Consider the following 17940-nt stretch of genomic DNA (forward strand, 5'->3'; position numbering starts at 1 on the left):
CCCACGACCCCCGCCACGGCTGGGGCTGGGGCCGCGGAACCCGCCGTGCCCGCCGCCGCCGTCTACGCCCGTGCGACCCCCGAGCAGAAGCTCAGCCTCATCGAACGCATGCGCACGAGCGGTGAGGTGGTGGCCATGACGGGCGACGGCGTCAACGACGGCCCCGCCCTGCGCCGGGCGGACATCGGCGTCGCCATGGGCGGCCGCGGCACCGAGGTCGCCCGCCAGGCCGCCGATCTGGTGCTGGCCGACGACAACCTGGACACCGTGGTGTCCGCCGTCGAGGAGGGCCGCCGCGTCTACGCCAACATCCGCCGCTTCCTCGTCTACGGCCTGTCCGGCGGGGCGACCGAGATCGCCGTCATGCTGCTGGGTCCGCTGTTCGGCCTCGCGCTGCCGCTGCTGCCCGCCCAGATCCTGTGGATCAACCTGCTCACCCACGGACTGCCCGGCGTCGCCCTCGGCGGCGAGCCCGCCGACCCTGCCGCGATGAACCGTCCGCCCCGCCCGCCCGACCAGAGCATCCTGAGGGCGGGCCTGTGGCAGCGCGTGGTCCGCATCGCCATCGTCCTGACCGCGGTCACGCTCGGGGTCGCCGTCTGGGCCCTGCACACCGGCCGCCCCTGGCAGAGCATGGCGTTCTTCGCGCTGGGCGCCTCCCAGCTCGGCGTGGCGCTCGGCTCGCGCGCCCGCCCCGGCTCCCTGGCCAACCCGGCGCTGCTGGTCGCCGTGGCGGGAGCGCTGCTGCTGCAGCTGGCCGGCCTGTACGTGCCGCTGCTGCGCGACCTGCTCGGCACCGAGCCACTGGCCCTGGGCGACCTGGCCATCGTGGCCGGGCTGTCGGTCCTCGGGTACGCCGCCGCCCGCCTCGACCGCATCCTGCACCGGGAACCACCACCTCGATGAGGACCTCCGCGGGGCCCGGATGGTCGTCCTGCCCGGAGCAGCGCGCTCCGCACGCCAGTGCCCCCCGAAGGTGCCTTTGGACCCCAGCTGAGCAGGTCCAACGACCCTGGGCGCAGAGAGCAGGAAGAAGCAGTCTGAAAGGGACACCTGCTCCAGGGAGCGAGGGATCGGCATGAAACGCTTTATGACTGTGGCCATGACAGCCGCGGCGGCGGCCACGACCGTAGCGGTCAGCGGGGCGGCGCTCGCCACCGCCGATCGCCCGCCGATGCCCGCCGCCACCGCCGCGGGATGGCGGCAGCCCTGCCCGCCGATCGTGGCCGGCGACGAGGCCGGCTATCTGGCTCACATGGTGGCCCACCATCAGGAGGCGGTCGAGGCGGCCGGCCAGCTACGGCGGTCAGGCCGGGCCGAGATGCGCGCTCTGGGCGCGTCCATCGTCAGGACGCAGACCGCCGAGATCACCACCATGAAGGCGTGGCTGGCGGAATGGTACGTGGGCCGGCAGGCCGCCTCGTACCAGCCGATGATGCGTGATCTGTCCAAGCTGTCGGGCGATGCGCTGGACGAGACGTTCCTGGAGGACATGATTCCGCACCACATGGAGGCGGTGATGATGTCCCAGCAGTTGCTCGTGCGGGGACGCATCCAGCACCAGGAAGTCGCCGGCTTCGCCCGGACCGTGCGTGACGGCCAGCGGGCCGAGATGTTCCGGATGCAGCGCTACCTCGCCGACTGGTTCGGCGCCGGCCGGGAGATGCCGTGCGGCCCGCGGGGCGGCCCCTGGCCGTGGCCGGACGGCTCCACGCCATCGCCGTCACGGGCACCGGGCTACAACTGGATGCCCGGCGGAATGATGCACCGGTGATCCGCCTCGACGACCTGGCCGGCTCCTTGCAATCACAGCGGCCGAAAGGGCCCGATCGCATGCCGAGCAGGTGACTGTGCCGACCCGTACACCCGGCACCGACCGTGAGGAAGGCCGGCTGGACGCCGGCACAGCGGCCCCGCACAGCGTGAACGCCGGTACAGCGGGCCGGTACAGCATGGAGGCCGGTCAGCGGCCCAGCACGGCGGGCAGCGCGCGGAGCGTGGCGATGATGCGCACCAGGCTGGCCGCCAGCGCCGCCGGCAGCAGCCAGGCCCCGATCAGCGCGGATGACGTCATGCTCGCCACCGCGACAAGCATCCCCGTGTCCAGCGCCAACAGCGCGACCGCTCCGCTCAGGACCGCCCTCCGGGCCCGCCCGTAGGCGTGCCGGGCCCGCGTGACCGCCAGCAGGGTCGCGACGATCGCCAGGAGAGCCAGGCCGTAGGCGATCCGGGCGGCAGCGGGGATCTGCCAGGCCCACGCTGGAGCAGAAACCAGGCTCGCCCCCCACAGCGCGGCCATCACCGGCCCGGTGGCCAGCAGGGCCAGCGCCATCCGCCGCCACGGCGAGTCGCGCACGAACGCGGCCGTGACCGCATCGGCGTCGCCGAACTCCGCGATCGCCTCGCGTGCCGCGGCGTCGCCATCGCCCAGGAGCGCGAGCCGAGCCTGGTAGGTCTCCCACAACCCGTCGGCGAGTTCGTCCACCGCCCGGGCCGGCAACCGGGCGGACAGGACGGCGAGCTGCGCCTCGATCAGCTCGTGGCCGGCCATGACGGGACCTTCAGGGCAGCGGTGACCGCGCTCGCGAACTCCTGCCATCCGGCGCGTTCGCCGCCGAGCGCGGCATGCCCGGCCGGGGTGAGCGCGTAGCTGCGGCGCCGCCGCCCGCCCACCACCGACCAGCTTCCGCTGATCAGCCCCGCCCGCTCCAGCCGATGCAGCGCCGGGTAGACGGTGCCGGTCGGCAGGTCGATGCGGCCTTCGGTGGACTCGCGCAACGCCTCCTTGACCGCATACCCGTGCAGCGGCCCGGCCTCCAGCGCGGCCAGCAGCAAGCCGTCGAGATGCCCCTTGAGCGCTTCTGCCCGCATAGGTAGCAACGCTATACCGGCCCTTCCCGGCAGGCAATCCTATAAGTAGCGTTGCTACCTATAGCGTTGCTACGCATGGAGGCGGTCATGGATGAGATCGACGTCCTCGGCATCCCGGTCCCGAACGCGGGCCCGCTCTTCTTCACCGCGCTGGCTGTGCACGTCGCGGCCGGGCTGACCTGCGTCGCCTGCGGAGCGGTGGCTGCCCTGTCACGCAAGGGCGGTCCCGTGCACGTGCGCTTCGCCCGGGTCTACCCGTGGGGGCTCGGGGTGGTGTGGGCGTCGATGGCGGTCCTGTCGGTGATCCGGTGGAGTCACAACGCCCACTTGTTCGCGATCGGTACGCTCGCTCTCACCGCCGCCCTGGCCGGCTACCTGAACCGGCGGCGGCAGCCGTATCTGCACATCACCGGGATGGGCCTGTCCTACATCGCCCTGCTCACCGGCTTCTACATCGACAACGGCCCGCACCTGCCACTGTGGGAGCAACTGCCCCGCTGGATCCACTGGGCCGCCCCCAGCCTGATCGGCGTTCCCCTCATCGTCCGCGCGATCGGGCGCAGGCGCCGGCCCGCCAAGGCGTAGTCGTCTCCCCCCGGCCGGCTCAGCTTCGAGACGCCGCCGGACCACAGCGTGGTGGCACCGGCCGGGCCGCTCCAAGGCGGTCGGCGGGATTCACGGCTGGAGCGGCCGGGCCGGCACACGGGCCCAGGCCTGCACGAGGAGGCTTTCGCGGACGACGGTGCCGGGACGGGCCAGGTGCTCTCGCAGGGCGGAGACGAGGGACGCGAGGTGGTCAGGGGTGACGCCGAGTGAGGCGAGCCGTTCGCGGAAGATGTCCGCGAAGTGCAGCAGAAGCCCCTGGTAAAGATCCCGGGCGCGCCAGTAGTAGGTGTAGGCGTCAATCTCGACGCCGTCGCCGGCTCCGGCGGCCCGCAGGAGTGCCGGCAGCCGGGCACCGATATGGACATCGCCTCCGAAAACGCTCGCGAGCAGGGTCTTGAGCCGATCCCAGGCCGGGTGGGGCGGGTCGCACTGCCAGGTCGCCCAGTCGAATTCCTGTACGGCGATCCATCCTCCGGGGCGCGTGGCGGCCACCATGGCCGCCACGATCCCTTGCGGGTCGGCGTTGTTGATCAGCAGGAGCCGGCAGTGGACCAGGTCGAAGCGCGGCTCACCGTCGAGGGGCAGCGTCCCGCAGACGGTGGAGACGTTGGCCAGGTTTCGCTCCGCGATGGACTGCCGGGCCCAGGCGATCATCTGCTGGTCGTTGTCGAGGCCGACCACAGTGCCGTGCGGGCCCACCGCCTCGCCGAGAAGGTCCAGGATGCCCAGGGGCCCGCAGCCGACGTCAAGGGCGTGCGCGGCGTCCGGCAGGGGCAGGCGGCTCAGCAGATCGCGGGAGGCGTCACGGAGGAGATCGCACTGTGCCAGCAGGCGCTCGCGTTCGGCGGGTGAGGAGCCCAGCAGGTAGGTGGGATCGTGCGGTGCTCCAGCCTGGTGTGTCACCGTGCTCGCCCTTCGTGATCATGGATGCCGTGTGCGCCGCACAACCGCTCAAACAAATACTGAGAGTTATTTTACAACTACTTAGAGTGTGCATACCATGGTCGGCAACCCCCGTTCGCAAGGAGACCCGACGTGCCAGACGACGCAGCATTCCACTTGGCCCGCCTGCAAGCCCGCTTCGCACTCCTGGATGTCACCGGAGACGGCCATCTGCGAGCAGAGGACTTCGACCTGCTGGCCGAGCGAGTGCTCAACGCCCTGGGGATGGAGCTGGACTCCGACAAGGCCCGCGCCCTCTTCGACGGCTGCCGCACATACTGGCGGGGACTCGCCGCCACGTCCGGCGGCGCGCAGGAAGATCTGGTCACTTTCGAGGAGTACGCCGCAGCCGCCCTCGATGCCGACCACTTCGACGTCTACGGCCAGCCGTACGCCCGCGCCCTCGCCGCCCTGGCCGACCGCGACGACGACGGATACATCGAGTCGGCCGACTTTCTCGCCTGCATGACGGCTATCGGCTTCCCCTTGTCGCGAGTGAAACAGCTTTTCTCCACGTTGTCGTACAAAGACCGGATCACCACCGGTGCCTGGCAGGCGGCGATCAAGGACTACTACGTCAACACCTCCGGCGACACCCCCGGGCAGCTGCTCACAAGGAGATCCGTGTAATGGCCGGCCGATCGACACCGGCCGGCGTCGTCGCCGACCTCGGCCGTGATTCCCGCACCCAAGCGCGGCTGCCGCACTCAACGAGCCGGGGCAGCGCGGCGTATTGTCCTGCGCGGCTCCGGCCGGTGTCGATCGATCGCTTCAGCAGCCCGCTCACCCGCATGCTGCTGGCCGGCGACGGGTCGACCACCCTCCTGCTCCAGGCTCTCATCGGCGGCCCCATCGGCGCCAAGGTCTCCAGCCTGACCAACCGGCCCGCCGCCTATCTTCCCGCCGGCGCCGCCGCCCTGCTCCAGCTCGCCCCCGGCGGCAGCGCCTTCGTCCGGCGCTCGCTGTTGTCCGACCAGCAAGACAGGCAGATATCCCGTAATGAGGTGATCGTTCCGGCGGGCAACCTCGTCGGACGACGCCTCGCCGAGGACTTCACCTGCCCCATCGGCCTCAACCTGATCGCCACGGGCACCGATCACACCCGCGAGCCGCTGGTGACGGGCTTGACCGCGTGGGACCCTTCGTCATCCGCAGGACCCGAGGCCTCGTCCAAGGTCTACCTCATCCACGCCGCCGGCAGGCCCCTCATGCTTGTCTGGGAGACCTTCAACCCTGACATCGTCCTGCCGATCATCACCCGGCGCGACGTGGACCAGGACGGCGTCGGCAGGTGACGAACGACTCCTACCGAGTCCGTCTCGCCTGGCGGGAAGCGGAACGGTGGATCAAGCCCGAGGGGTGAGCGCGGCCAGGACTCCTGGCGGCGGCGTCCACGACGCGCGCGCAAACTGGGGCGAGCCCTCGCACCCGGCCGACCGGCGCGGACACCCGGCCCCGATCGCTGGCACGGCCCGACGGGTGGCACGGCGCGGCCGACCGAGACGGCACGACTGCCGACCCGGGCAGCACAACTGCCGACCCGGGGAGCGCGACTGCCGACCCGGGGAGCGCGACTGCCGGCAAAGGCGGCGTGGCTGCCGGCCTGCGGGCAGCGCGCACCGCCGTCGCCGGCGACTGGCAGGCATGGCCGAGTCGACCTTGCGGTCACCTAAAGTGGTGCTATTTTTACTTTAGGTGAGCGCCGGCGGGGGCTTCGTCAGCGCCCTCCGTATGACCTGTCCTTCAGTGCTGCAAGGAGGCAAGAGATGTCCGAGGACCACCCGTCGCGCCTGATCCGGTTGAGGATCCGTTTCTCACTCCTGGACGCCGACGGCGATGGCCGCCTGCAGGCCGAGGACTTCGACCTGCTGGCCGGACGCATTCTCGACGCCCTCGCCGTCAAACGCACCTCGGCCAAAGCCACCGCCCTCCTGGAGGCCTGCCGGACCTACTGGCAAGGGCTGGTCGCCGCCCTCGACGGCGATGCCGACGACGTCGTGACCTTCGAGGAATACGCGGCGGCCCTCCGCGATGACGCCCATTTCGACCAATACGGCCAGCCGTACGTGCACGCCCTCGCCTCCCTGGCTGACTGGAACGAGGACGGCCAGGTCGAACGCGCCGACTTCCTGGCCTGCATGACAGCGATCGGCTTCGGGAGACCGCAGGTCGAGCGGATCTACGCCGAGCTGGGCTTCGACGGCGCGGTCGCAGCGGAGGAGTGGGAGGCGGCAATCAGAGACTTCTACCTCAGCGCCACGGCCGACACCCCCGGACAGTTCCTGGCCCGCCAATCGGCGTGACGCCGAGCCGGACGGCATCGTTGCCGGGTCCGTCACGCTCCCGCCCCGATGAGAGGATGCTTCCACCTTCCCCTGATGACTGGAGGCGTTCAAGCGGCTGGGGAGGTCTGATTAGTGGCTGGCGTGTGGTGTTCGTCTCGAACTGGGAGCGGTAGTACCCGGAGCCTTCGGAGGGGGTGCTGAGAGTCCGCGGCCGGAAAGGGACGGTACAACGAGCGGGCTTGCGACCAGGGGATACGGTCTTTATGCGGCCGGATTTCTAGGTTGATCCAGATCTACTGGATTTCGTGATATTGCGAGAGTTCCGCCACCTGAGGCTGAGCACGAAAGAAGACTACACAACGGATATCCGGTTGCTTCTGGCCTGGTTGTGGACTCGAGGGGCGACGTGGCGGTAGTCGACCAAGGATGATCCAGTCGCCTACCGAGAATTCCGGTGTGACTTTCCGTTGAGTCCTCAGCAGATCGGCAGCGCGAGCGGGAACGTGGGGGGCGCGTTCACGCCTGTCCAAAAGGGGCAGATGGACCAGTACCGGTGGATGTGGGGCAGCGGACGCGCGGACACATAACGTGCGGTGGCTGGACGTGGCGGTCGTGGACGGACCTGGGGCTGGAAGGTTGCGGCCTAACGGATCACGGGTGCTGGAGTAGGACGAGCGAACGGAGTTGCGCAACACCGCGTCACGCAGCTGGCGCTGAGCTCGGGACGATGGCAGGAGGTGGGAGGCTGCTGGCGTTCGAGCTGCCGGTTAAAGCTTTGACCTCGAAATCGACGATGTCTGGGATCCTGCGCGAGTACGGCGAACTCGGCCAGGATCGGCGTCGTCAGCCCACCCATCCGCCCGAGGGGGTGATCCCATTGATGGACCTGGGCTGCTGAAATAGGCAACTGGCTTTACTCGCCCTGTTGCAGGACAGATACTTGATCGGCCGCCGGAGCTCATTCACGGAATTGAGCAACCAATGACTACAGCGCCTAGAGGGCTCTCCCGAGCGATCCTCACCTGGATGGACGACATAGCCGCGCCAGTGAGCGGGCGTGGAGCCACGTGGCAGTGGGTGTCGCTGGAGAACGAGTTTACGGCTGCATTACAGGAGGCTCTGATAAGGCTTGCCTCGCAGGACGCCCGCGGCCTGGTGGAGCAGCTGACACAGATATTCAAGGCCTCGCGACCTACCGGAGGCGCTCTTGTGAAGATCCCGTGGGGAACGCTCTCTTCGCGAGAAGATCCGTATGCTGAGTTCTTTGACAAGATCAGGCGCAGTATAACCGGGGTGCTCCCTGGCCGTCAGATCGCCGATATGCCGTCGGATACCGTCGCCGAATCCATTGTCAGTGCTTTGCGACAGGCCTTGGAGCACGAGGCTCCTCGTCAGTTGGCCATGCAGGACGAGCCGAGCAGGCGGTCGCATCATGGGACGCGCAAACAGCCCGAGGATCCGGAGGAATGCATCGCTCGGCGACGCTCACAGGCGATGACCTTTCTCGCCGTGCTCGGCGTCGTCGTTACCGCGATGACCATCTACGCGCTGCTGGACACCAGGGCATGGTTACATCCGGTCACCGTGTTGTACATATGGTTGGCGTACGACACGTTGATCGCAACATTCGTGGTCCACGGAAGGCGGACGAGTCGTGGGTAGCGGCCTCCATCATGAGTTGCTTGCGCTGGTTCGCGAACTGGTCAAAAAGGAGACGACGACGACTGCTGGTAAAGTCAACATTTTGGGCGTGAGCCTGTCGCTCATCCTGGTCACGTCGTTGTCGATGACTCCTATCGTCGAAGCCGTGGTTCGGGTGCTACGCCCCGAGGTCAAGTTCGATATTCCGCTGTTTCAGATCTTCGTCGCCTTTATTGTTTTCACCTTGATATGTGCGGCTTTACTGGGGTGGATGGACGGCAGCTTTTCCTCCTCCGCCAGGAGGAGGCGGCGCGAGGACGGGTCTGGGACCCAGAGGCTTGATTCTGGTGACGAGGCAGGCATGGACCAGGGGTAGTCCTGCCTCGTGTAAGAACTTGTCCCACACCGGTGGACGTCCGCCCAAGATCATGATGACGGCGCGCGCAGGGGCGTGCGGACCTGGAACGAGCAGAATCTGGGCTGCCTGGTCGTCCAGTCGGCTCGGGCTTGGTGCCATCCCCGGATGGGTGTGCCACATACCTGTGAAATGGACATGCCGTCCTGTGGCCGCACGATGTTGTTCGATATTGGCGGCGACGTCTCTCACGCCGTGCCGAAACCAGTTCGTCGCCTGCTCGCTGTCAGGTGAAGGGCCGTCAGCAGCCGTCACCCACACTACGCGGGAGGCGTCGTCAATCCGACCTATCAGCACGCCGCCGGTCTCTGTGAGGGGATATCGAGGCTCAGGCTGAGCGTCGAACACTTCGCGGGTCGCCTGGGCCTCCGCTTGCATAGCCTCGAGGGCTTCCCGCCACAGTCGGATCTGGTAGCCACTCGATGGATCGTCAATGACCACGGGATCTCGTTCCCATCGGAACTCCTCCAGCGCCGAGCCATGCGCGGGGGAAGCGAGCCGGATGAAGCATCCCACGGCAGGTGAGACGCGGCGGCCGGCGGCAGCGTCCCCCAGGAGGCTCAGCCCCCATGTGAGCAGTTGCCCGGCCAGGATTCCCGCATCGACATCGGAGCCGGTGAAAGTCGGATCGGAGCAACCCGGCTCGGGTTGGAAGAGGTCGCGTCTGCCAGTCTCAGGGAAGAAGTCCTCGGCCATGTCCCGCAGGCGGGGCTCTCGCCAGGCGGTGAGTGCCAGACGGTGCATGATGTCGGCGCCACCTCCGGACGCGGAAGGCAACGCTAGGCCTGCCAATCCCCGTGTGCAACGATGACCGACGCCGACGGTTAGGAGAGGCGGCCAACCGGTCGGATGGCTCCAGCGGAGTCGTTCGAGAGACTTCGAGACCGCTCGGTTCGCAGTGGCGTCGATGAGCAAGTCCGTTGTCTCCGGGCGCCCTGCGTGCACGAAGGTCTCCAGCACATCGCCGACCAAGGCGGTAACTGTCGTTGTGGGGCACGCCTGTGCCAGCCTGGCGGCCAGCACTTCTGCTTTGTACTTGCCGATGTCGCGATCAGCATAGGGTTGGCGTACGAGCACGCCCGGGGAAACGAGGGATCGGTCGGCGACGAGCACTTGCCTTGCACCGGCGCGTACGCAGTGCTCGGCGATTCTCGCTCCAAGCGCGCCACAGCCCAGAATGGTGACACGCCGGTCGCGAAGCCATGCAGCAGGACTGTTCTGATCCCGTCGGGTGACGATCTGCGGGCGCATCTCGTAGATGTGGGTCCATCTGACCGGTGCTTCCTTGGCCCACATCTCCATTACCTCATAGGCTTTGCGCAGCTTTGCTCGCCGTCGGCTTCGCCATCTGGCCAGGATTGGGAGATACGCCATGACCAGTATGCTGTCCAGCACGTTTAGCCGCCATGCCTCCAAGTGAATAAGCCGTTCCTTCTGGCCGCTGACTCCGCGCATGGGAGCGCCGATCAACAAATGCGTCATTGGGAGAGGGATGTTGTCGTCGGCTTCCTCCGCATTAATGCAGACCGCGGTGGCCAACAGGCCGAATGCCCGCTGAAGGTTGATGCCTTGGGCATTTACGGCCGCCACCAGATCGGCAACCGTATTGGGGAACTCGAAGGACAAAGGCTGGGGCAACATGATGGCAGGCCCTAAAAGGATAGGAACTTGTTCCCGTTCAGCAGTCTCGGTAAGCCGGGAACGCAGGCGTGCCAAAGCGGCGGCATCGGCCGGAGGGCCATCCGGTATCTCGATCCAGTCGACTACATCCAATCGGCCGGCCTGATCGACATACCGCCGCGCCATCAGCGCTGCTCCAACCCAGCCCGTCGTCGCGGCTACCGGCACGTCGGCTCGCACCACGACGCATCCCGTTCTCGAGCCTAGCCCCGCGACAGGAGGATGCACCGGCTCCTCAACGCCGTCCAGAGCGTGGGCTGCGGCTCTGTTGAACCACTCGATAAGCCGTTCCACGAAGCCGAACATGCCGTCGCTTGGGTCCCAGTCGGCGTCGGAGAGGTACAGGCAGATCCACTTTCCCCATGTCACGTGTGCGCTTCGGGCGAAGCGATCATGCGTCACCTCACACGCTGGTCGCACGAACGGGAAGAGAGTGGGGACGTGAATGATCGCGTACTCACGTAGCTCCAACGGCACACCTTCCGGCGCCGTGACCGTGTTCGCACAGCCGACGCTGATCTCCACGGGGAGCCATTGATCGTGGTGCATCGGGCCAATTCGATGCACCACGATCGCTCCGGGCCGGGCATCAGCGATGGCTTTCATTTCCTCGATGGCTTGCTTCTGACCGATGGACAAACCCGTCACCATGCACGCCCCCGTCCACCAAAGGTGGATTCTGGCGGGACTGCACTGTCGTCACCACGCGCAGCGGCAATGGCTTTGGCTGCGTCGGCCAAGGAAGGAGCGGTCGAGGCGGCATCGGAAGAAGGGGCTTGTCCGTGGTCGGCATTGCGATCCGGGGCTGGCTCTGAATCTGCGGCCGGTGAATGGGGTCGATCAGGAGGCGTGGACCCCGGCTCGTCTGGATCCGGGTCGTGCCGATCGAAATGCTCGGGCTGAGCCGGGTCGGGATCAGCGTCACTGCCTCGGCGGACGCGATCGTCGGTTGGAGCGGTTCGCGTTTCACCCTGCTCGCTCGCTCGGTCATCGAGGCGCGGGTCACCGGACGTCCTAGGCCAAGTCCGTCGCGCACGAATGTCACCAGGATGATCGACCTGGTCATCTAGGTGGACACGGTCGGCGCGACGGTGGATCTGGCTAAGGTCTCGCTCAATGTCACCGCACAATTGGGCGTCGGCTCCCTCGCGGGCTTTGCCCCAGGCCTGATGCAGCAAGGCTGCGGCTTGTTTTGTGTGCTCGCGCCCCAGGGCCTGGCGGGCCATGTGTGCCAACGCTCGCGCTTCCAGCGCGGGGTCCTGAGCAGACTGAGCAATCTTGCGCACTGACTGCAGAGAAGAAGCCGTCCCGTGCGATTCTCCGATGATACCCAACAGGCGGATTGCCGCCGCCGCCAGCAAACGGGCCGCCCTGATGAAGGGGAAGGCCACTGCCATCCGTATAGCTGCCATTGTCGCGGCTCGCTGCTCCTCCACTTGTCGTTGCAGCACGCGCAGAAGGTCCGGGTACAGCTTGATAACGGGAGAATCCAGTAGGTCGGACAGACGTGAAGCGCGACGGACGTACAAACGGAGAACGTAATCGATAACGTCAGGCTCGCCATCGCGAAGCGTCTTGAACGCTAGATCCCACGCGAGTCGGATGAGCACAGGGTGGACGCGCCAATGATCACCCGACGTGCCGACAGTTTCCAGTATGCCGAGTTGTACCAACTGGCCAACCACGGTGGCAACCTGGTCCGCTGGCAGAGCGCCGCAGACTGCCGAGACCGTGAAGGAGTCGCCCCTTAGCAGCGCCGCCAGGTGTAATACATACCGCTGAGCTTGGTTGAGCATGTCGTAGGTCAGCTGGAACGTCGCCGCGACGGGCTGCATTTCAGGAGCCTCGCGGGACTGCCGCTGTCCCGCGGTGATCAGTTCAGCGGCCGCAGCTCCGAGCCTCAGATCGGGCAACAGGGCAAGCCGCCGCGCGGTCAGGTCCAGTGCCAGCGGTAAGTGGCCACAGAGCTTCGCAATCAAATGGGCGTCACGGGAATTCGTGTCATCGAGTGCTCCACCTAGATGACGGGCCAGCAGCTCGAACGATTCACGGGGAGTCAGGGGATCGAGACGGATGAGAGTAGCGGGGACTTCCTTGATGCCGAGTTCCGCTTCGCCGGTGACGATCACCGCGCCGGCCAGTTCAGGAAGGAGCGCGCTGATATGGATCTCGTCCGAGGCGTCCTCGAGAAGGATCAGCGGTCGCTCGCTGGCGAGCTTGTCCAGATAGAGCCGTCGGCGCCGGCTCAGCGAGTAAGGGATGCGGTCGGCCCGGACGCCCAGCTGCACCAGTAATTCCATCAGTGCATCGGCAGGACTCCTGGGAACATCTTTATTGGGCATATAGGGGTCTGGGTGGGTTAGCCGCACCGCCAGTTGTGCTACCGGCGTGCGGGTGAGATCGAGCCGATCTGCCACCACGCGAGCAAAAGCAGTCCTACCTATCCCCCTTCGTCCGCCAATCACTAAAATCTGGACCTCATGAGGATTCGATTTTAGTTCCTGCACTGCGAACTCAATGTCGTCTGAACGGCCGACGTAGGAGTCCGGGGGCGGAGCGATGTTTCGAGGAAGCTTACTGGGCAAGGGAAACTCGATGGTGATCAGCGGATTAGGCGCCGCGCCGTCGGCTACCGGAGGGTAGAGTGTGATGCGCAGGGCTTCATCGTCCCTCGTGATTGTGCCGGCCTCCGCCAGTAACCGTATGAGGTCGAGTTCGTACGCGGGCTCGGCAGTAATCAAGCGGCAGAAATGGCGCTCCAATGCGGCCAGAACACGTGAATCAGGATCGCCCGGTCCCTGTTGGAGGGTCTGCCAATTTTTTGCGGCCCGCTGATCTGTGGCAGACATCTCGGCGGCCAGCACGTGGATAGCACTGAAGGCCGTCGCGGCGGCATTTGACGGCTCGACTCCCGTCCTCCACGACTCACTCTCACGCAGAACGGCGACCGCGACCATCGCCTTAGCGAGTTCGGAAGGCTCCATCCTCATATCGAGCAGGATGTGGGGGCGTCTGCGCTCAGGCTAGTCACGATTCGCATCCTCGAAGGTGACACTCTCGTTGGTGGTGTCCGGCCAGGTTGCCGCCTTCGCAGCGCTATTGCAACACATCCTGCCAGGCGTCGTGGTGGCGTAGATGCTGTGCTCGATCACCCCCGGATAGACCGGGCGCGCCACCGCCGCGGAGGCGGCCACTCAGCCGACCACTTCGCCGGTGCCGGTGTTGGCGGCCACGTAGCGCAGATGCAGCAGTCGGCCTGCGGTGAAGCCTGACAGTTCGGGGCGATGGTCTCGATGCCAGCCTGCCCAGTGGCCAGCCGGGTCTGATAGACCGCCGGCCCCAGTGCCGCGTCCGCCTCACGCGTCGGCCGTATCTCCAGGCCAGGCCAGGCCCGGCGGCCGGCTCAGCGGTGCTCTGCCGTCTCCAGCATCTCCTCCCCATGAGAAAAAGGCTCATCGTGCACCTGCGCGGCCGTGACCGCGACGGTGGTGACGATGTCGGCCACGGTGGCGCCACGCGACAGGTCGTTGACCGGCTTGCGTAGCCCCTGGAGGACCGGCCCCACCGCGACGGCGCCGGCGCTGCGCTGGACGGCCTTGTAGAGGTTGTTGCCGGTGTTGAGGTCGGGCACCACGAAGACCGTGGCGCGTCCGGCCACCTGGCTGCCCGGCATCTTGGTCAGCGCCACCGAGGGGTCGACCGCGGCGTCGTACTGGATCGGTCCTTCCACCTGGAGGTCGGGACGGCGTTCGCGGACCAGGTCGGTGGCGGTGCGGACCTTGTCGACGTCGGCGCCGGCGCCGGAGGCGCCCGTCGAGTACGACAGCATCGCGATCCTGGGATCGACGCCGAACAGCGCCGCGGTGCGGGCCGAGGCGATGGCGATGTCGGCGAGTTGCCCGGCGGTCGGGTCGGGGTTGACCGCGCAGTCGCCGTACACCAGCACCCGATCGGCCAGGCACATGAAGAACACGCTGGAGACCAGGCCCAGGCGCAGGATCTCGAACGCCGGCCTGATCGTGTGCGCGGTGGTGTGCGCCGCGCCCGAGACCATGCCTTCGGCCATGCCGGTGTGCACCATGAGCGTGCCGAAGTAGGAAACGTCGGTGACGGTGTCGCGGGCCAGCTCGACGGTCATCCCCCGGTGCGCGCGCACCTCGGCGTACTCGCGGGCGAATCGCTCGCGCAGCTCCGCGTCGAACGGGCTGAGCACCTTGGCGTCGTCCAGGTCGAGGCCGAGCTGGGCGGCCTGCACCCTGATCCGCTTCTCGTCGCCGAGCAGGGTGAGCTCGGCCACGCCACGGCGCAGCAGGACGTCGGCGGCGCGCAGGATGCGCGGCTCCTCGCCCTCGGGCAGCACGATGTGCCTGCGGCGGGCGCGCGCCCGGTCGAGCAGCTCGTACTCGAACATCAGCGGCGTGACGACGTCGGTCTTGGTGATGGCCAGCCGGTCGAGCAGCAGCCGCCCGTCGACGTGCTCGGCGAACAGCCGCAGCGCCGTGTCGATCTTCCCGCCGGCTTCGGGCGTGAAGCGGCCTTCCACCGCCGACAGGCGGGTCGCGGTGTCGAAGGTGTCGTGGTCGGTGGCGATCACCGGCAGGGGGATCGCCATGCCATGCAGCAGGCGGTCGACCGGGACCGGCAGGTTCGTACCGCCGGTCACCACCACCGCCGACAGCGCGGGGAAGCCCGGCGACGTGTGCGCCGCGATCAGCCCGGGCAGCAGCGCGGCCGCCCGATCAGAAGGGATGATCACCGCTGTGCCCTCGGTGTAGCGCTCAAGAATGCCGGGCAGTGACATCGCGCCCACCATCAGCGTGCTCGCCTCCCTGCCGAGCCCGTCCCGCTCGCCCAGGAAGAACCGGCCGTCACACGCGTCGAGCAGGTCCGCGACGGTCGGCGCGCGCAGGGAGGGGGTCTCCGGCAGGACGAACACCGGCGTCCCATGCGCGATCACGGGCGGCTCGGCGGCCGCCCGGCTGATCACGACCGCGAGCTCATGGGCATGGTGGTGCGCGAGCTCTCTGGACGACAGCTCGACGGCCGCGGCGACCTGCGAGACCGTCCGGCCCCGCGCGCTCACCACGTTGATCACGGGTGTGCCCAGGTCCGCGGCCAGCCTGGCGTTGAACCCGAACTCCGTCGGCGCCCCCACGTCCGTGTAGTCGGTGCCGACCACCACCACCGCGTCACATTTCCCGGCAAGGGCGCGATAGCGGGCCACGACGTCCCCCGCCGCACGCTCCACGTCGGCGTGCACCTCGTCGTAGGTGACGCCCGCGTACGCCTCATAGGGCAGGGCCAGCTGGAATCTGCTCCGGATGGTGTTGATCAGGGCGTCCTCGCGCCCGGCCCGTACCACCGGCCGGAACACACCGACGGTCCCCACCTGCCGGGACAGCAGCTCGACCAGCCCCAGGGCCACGGTTCCCTTGTTGCTACCCGCCTCGCCCGCGGCGACGTACACAGCGCGTGTCATGTTTCCCATTGTCGTCGGCATTGTCGTCGGCCCCGGGACGCCCTCCCGTCCCGGGGAGGTGGACTCGAACCAACCGGCGCTCGTGGCGACGGCCTCTCGTCATGCCTGTCATGCCATCCGCCGGGCCATCTCCACCAGCCGGTTGGCATAGCCCCACTCGTTGTCGTACCAGCCGAAGACCTTGACCAGATCGCCGCTCGCCAGGGTCAGACCGGAGTCGAACACGCACGACGCCGCGTCCCCGACGATGTCCCGGGAAACGAGCGGATCGGCGCTGTAGCGCAGGATGCCGGCCAATTCGGCCTGCGCGGCCGCGGCGAAGGCGTCGTTGACCTCTCCCACGGTCACCGGCCGGGTGAGCTGAGCGGACAGGTCGGTGATGGAGCCGTCCTCCACCGGCACCCGGATGGCGACACCGTCCAGACGGCCGTCGAGCTCGGGCAGGACCTGGCCGACCATGCGGGCGGCACCCGTGGTGGTGGGCACGATGTTGACGGCCGCCGAACGAGCGCGGCGCGGATCCTTGTGCGGGGCGTCCAGCAGCATCTGATCACCGGTGTAGGCGTGGATGGTGGTCATGAAGCCGCGCACCAGGCCGAACCGCTCATGCAGCACCTTCACCATCGGCGCCACACAGTTGGTCGTGCACGAAGCCAGCGATACGATCCGGTGCCGCGCCGGATCGTAGGCGCTGTCGTTGACGCCCGGCACGATGGTGGCATCCAGCCCCTTGCCCGGAGCCGACAGCAGCACCCTGCCGGCGCCGGCCTTCAGATGGCTCTCCAGCGCGTCCCTGGTCCGGAAACGTCCGGTCGCGTCGATGACCAGGTCGACATCGTGGGACCGCCAGGCGATCTGCGCCGGGTCGGCGCAGCCGCTGACGGCGATGGTCCTGCCGCCGACCTCGAACGCCTCGGCGGAGACGGTGACGGGCAGATCCAGCGGCCCGTACGTGGAGTCATGCTTGAGCAGGTGGGCCAGCACGGCCGGAGCGGCGATGTCGTTGACGGCGACCACGTCCAGATCGGTACGCAGCGCGCGACGCAGGACGGCCCTGCCGATCCTGCCGAACCCGTTGATTCCGATTCTCATACCATCATCGTCCGCCGCTCCGGCTTCCTCCCTTAGAGGCGACAGTCCACGCAAGGCGGGACCTTCGACCCAGAATCCGTGCCAGATCGCACAGCGGCGGGGTGAGAACGGCCGCGCCCAGCGCCATGGCCCAGCCCAGCGGCGGGACCGCGCTGAGGGCGAGCAGGGCGCCCAGCGGCGGCACGAGAGTGACCAGCGCTTGCAGGGCGGCCGTGCCGGCGACCGCGACCAGCACCGACCGGCCCCTCCACCAGCCGCGCTCGAACGTCCACCGGCGGGCCCGGGCCACGTACGCGAGGGTGAGCCGGGCGAAGACGAGGGTGAGCACGGCCTGCGTCCTCACCTGGGCATCGTCCCAGCCGAGCCTCCTCGCGACCTCGACGGCGGCGATGACCAGCACGCCGACGATCAGTGACCGCAGGCCGATCCGCGCCAGCACCCGCCTCGACAGCAGCCCGTCCCTGCCGGGCCGGGTGGACAGCGGGTCGCCCGGCGCCCGGTCCACGCCCAGGGCGATGGCGGGGATGCCGTCCAGCACCAGGTTGATCCAGAGCAGCTGCACCGGCAGCAGCGGGATGACCAGGTCGGGCCAGAGGAACAGGCCGGCCAGCACGAGGAAGATCTCGGCCAGGTTCCCCGTGAGCAGGTATCCGATCATGGAAGCGACGTTGTGGTGCAGGCGGCGACCCTCGCGCACACCGGTGACGATCGTGCCCAGCTCACCGTTCGTGACGACCACGGCGGCGGCCTCGCGAGCCACGTCGGTGCCCTCCTCCCCCGCCATCGCCACCCCCACGTCGGCGTGCCGCAGCGCCGGGGCGTCGTTGACCCCGTCGCCGGTCATCGCGACGACCTCGCCGCCGTCGCGCAGGGCCCGTACGAGGTCCAGCTTGGTCGCCGGGTCGACGCGGGCCAGCACCCCCGCCTCC

Annotated in this window: 15 protein-coding genes; 7 read left to right on the forward strand and 8 right to left on the reverse strand. The window is 67.8% G+C overall.

Annotated features, from left to right (window positions below):
- Together ETD85_RS47545 and ETD85_RS47550 are read left to right on the forward strand one after the other, a co-directional pair.
- Positions 1-906: HAD-IC family P-type ATPase (locus ETD85_RS47545; RefSeq protein WP_206059328.1), on the forward strand; the 906-nt coding region annotated here is incomplete at its 5' end.
- A 196-nt stretch (positions 907-1102) separates the two neighbouring features.
- Positions 1103-1774, forward strand: a complete 672-nt coding sequence (locus tag ETD85_RS47550) for a DUF305 domain-containing protein (RefSeq protein ID WP_170247228.1) — start codon at positions 1103-1105, stop codon at positions 1772-1774.
- Between the two features lie 189 nt (positions 1775-1963).
- On the opposite strand, the gene ETD85_RS47555 is transcribed toward ETD85_RS47550, so the two are convergent.
- Together ETD85_RS47555 and ETD85_RS47560 are read right to left on the reverse strand one after the other, a co-directional pair.
- Positions 1964-2551: a hypothetical protein gene (locus ETD85_RS47555; RefSeq protein ID WP_138696458.1), complete on the reverse strand. Its 588-nt coding sequence runs from the start codon at positions 2549-2551 to the stop codon at positions 1964-1966.
- Positions 2533-2871, reverse strand: coding sequence for a PadR family transcriptional regulator (locus ETD85_RS47560; protein ID WP_138696459.1), 339 nt, complete (start codon positions 2869-2871; stop codon positions 2533-2535). The genes ETD85_RS47555 and ETD85_RS47560 overlap by 19 nt, the downstream gene beginning before the upstream one ends.
- 87 nt (positions 2872-2958) lie before the next feature.
- On the opposite strand from ETD85_RS47560, the gene ETD85_RS47565 reads away from it, so the two are divergent.
- On the forward strand, positions 2959-3456 hold the full coding sequence (locus ETD85_RS47565; RefSeq protein ID WP_138696460.1) for a DUF2306 domain-containing protein: 498 nt from the start codon (positions 2959-2961) through the stop codon (positions 3454-3456).
- A gap of 90 nt (positions 3457-3546) precedes the next feature.
- Here the strand turns inward: ETD85_RS47565 and ETD85_RS47570 are convergent, their stop codons facing one another.
- Entirely contained in the window at positions 3547-4380 is an 834-nt protein-coding gene (locus tag ETD85_RS47570) for a methyltransferase domain-containing protein (RefSeq protein WP_138696461.1), read from the reverse strand.
- 132 nt (positions 4381-4512) lie between these two features.
- On the opposite strand from ETD85_RS47570, the gene ETD85_RS47575 reads away from it, so the two are divergent.
- The 4 genes from ETD85_RS47575 to ETD85_RS47590 all read left to right on the forward strand — a co-directional run bounded on the left by ETD85_RS47575 (position 4513) and on the right by ETD85_RS47590 (position 8366).
- The gene (locus ETD85_RS47575) at positions 4513-5049 is read left to right on the forward strand and encodes an EF-hand domain-containing protein (RefSeq protein WP_138696462.1); all 537 of its coding nucleotides are present in this window, start codon (positions 4513-4515) and stop codon (positions 5047-5049) included.
- Positions 5050-5174: 125 nt separating this feature from the next.
- Positions 5175-5714, forward strand: a complete 540-nt coding sequence (locus ETD85_RS47580) for a hypothetical protein (protein WP_138696463.1) — start codon at positions 5175-5177, stop codon at positions 5712-5714.
- 471 nt (positions 5715-6185) lie between these two features.
- Positions 6186-6722: an EF-hand domain-containing protein gene (locus ETD85_RS63810; protein WP_170247229.1), complete on the forward strand. Its 537-nt coding sequence runs from the start codon at positions 6186-6188 to the stop codon at positions 6720-6722.
- Positions 6723-7730: 1008 nt separating this feature from the next.
- Positions 7731-8366 carry a hypothetical protein gene (locus ETD85_RS47590; RefSeq protein ID WP_138696464.1) on the forward strand — a complete coding sequence of 212 codons (636 nt, stop codon included), beginning with the start codon at positions 7731-7733 and terminating at the stop codon, positions 8364-8366.
- 238 nt (positions 8367-8604) lie between these two features.
- Here the strand turns inward: ETD85_RS47590 and ETD85_RS47595 are convergent, their stop codons facing one another.
- The 5 genes from ETD85_RS47595 to ETD85_RS47615 form a co-directional block, all read right to left on the reverse strand.
- Positions 8605-11091, reverse strand: coding sequence for a ThiF family adenylyltransferase (locus ETD85_RS47595; RefSeq protein WP_138696465.1), 2487 nt, complete (start codon positions 11089-11091; stop codon positions 8605-8607).
- Positions 11085-13430, reverse strand: coding sequence for a hypothetical protein (locus ETD85_RS47600; protein ID WP_138696466.1), 2346 nt, complete (start codon positions 13428-13430; stop codon positions 11085-11087). Before ETD85_RS47600 ends, ETD85_RS47595 begins: the two co-directional genes overlap by 7 nt.
- Positions 13431-13843: 413 nt before the next feature.
- Positions 13844-15919: a phosphate acetyltransferase gene (gene pta, locus ETD85_RS47605; RefSeq protein WP_138696467.1), complete on the reverse strand. Its 2076-nt coding sequence runs from the start codon at positions 15917-15919 to the stop codon at positions 13844-13846.
- 108 nt (positions 15920-16027) lie between these two features.
- Positions 16028-17011, reverse strand: coding sequence for a type I glyceraldehyde-3-phosphate dehydrogenase (gene gap / locus ETD85_RS47610; RefSeq protein WP_138696468.1), 984 nt, complete (start codon positions 17009-17011; stop codon positions 16028-16030).
- Positions 17012-17015: 4 nt separating this feature from the next.
- The coding region (locus ETD85_RS47615) for an HAD-IC family P-type ATPase (RefSeq protein ID WP_138696469.1) at positions 17016-17940 on the reverse strand (925 nt) is incomplete at its 5' end.

The organism is Nonomuraea zeae (genome assembly GCF_005889725.1).
GTDB classification, from domain to species: Bacteria; Actinomycetota; Actinomycetes; order Streptosporangiales; family Streptosporangiaceae; genus Nonomuraea; species Nonomuraea zeae.

What these genes read in the sequence shown, in the direction of transcription:
- ETD85_RS63810 (WP_170247229.1), top strand. Translation starts at nt 6,186, where the DNA reads ATGTCCGAGGACCACCCGTCGCGCCTGATCCGGTTGAGGATCCGTTTC.
- gap (WP_138696468.1), bottom strand. Translation starts at nt 17,011, where the DNA reads ATGAGAATCGGAATCAACGGGTTCGGCAGGATCGGCAGGGCCGTCCTG.
- ETD85_RS47565 (WP_138696460.1), top strand. Translation starts at nt 2,959, where the DNA reads ATGGATGAGATCGACGTCCTCGGCATCCCGGTCCCGAACGCGGGCCCG.
- pta (WP_138696467.1), bottom strand. Translation starts at nt 15,919, where the DNA reads ATGACACGCGCTGTGTACGTCGCCGCGGGCGAGGCGGGTAGCAACAAG.
- ETD85_RS47600 (WP_138696466.1), bottom strand. Translation starts at nt 13,430, where the DNA reads ATGAGGATGGAGCCTTCCGAACTCGCTAAGGCGATGGTCGCGGTCGCC.
- ETD85_RS47560 (WP_138696459.1), bottom strand. Translation starts at nt 2,871, where the DNA reads ATGCGGGCAGAAGCGCTCAAGGGGCATCTCGACGGCTTGCTGCTGGCC.
- ETD85_RS47555 (WP_138696458.1), bottom strand. Translation starts at nt 2,551, where the DNA reads ATGGCCGGCCACGAGCTGATCGAGGCGCAGCTCGCCGTCCTGTCCGCC.
- ETD85_RS47590 (WP_138696464.1), top strand. Translation starts at nt 7,731, where the DNA reads ATGGACGACATAGCCGCGCCAGTGAGCGGGCGTGGAGCCACGTGGCAG.
- ETD85_RS47595 (WP_138696465.1), bottom strand. Translation starts at nt 11,091, where the DNA reads ATGGTGACGGGTTTGTCCATCGGTCAGAAGCAAGCCATCGAGGAAATG.
- ETD85_RS47550 (WP_170247228.1), top strand. Translation starts at nt 1,103, where the DNA reads ATGACAGCCGCGGCGGCGGCCACGACCGTAGCGGTCAGCGGGGCGGCG.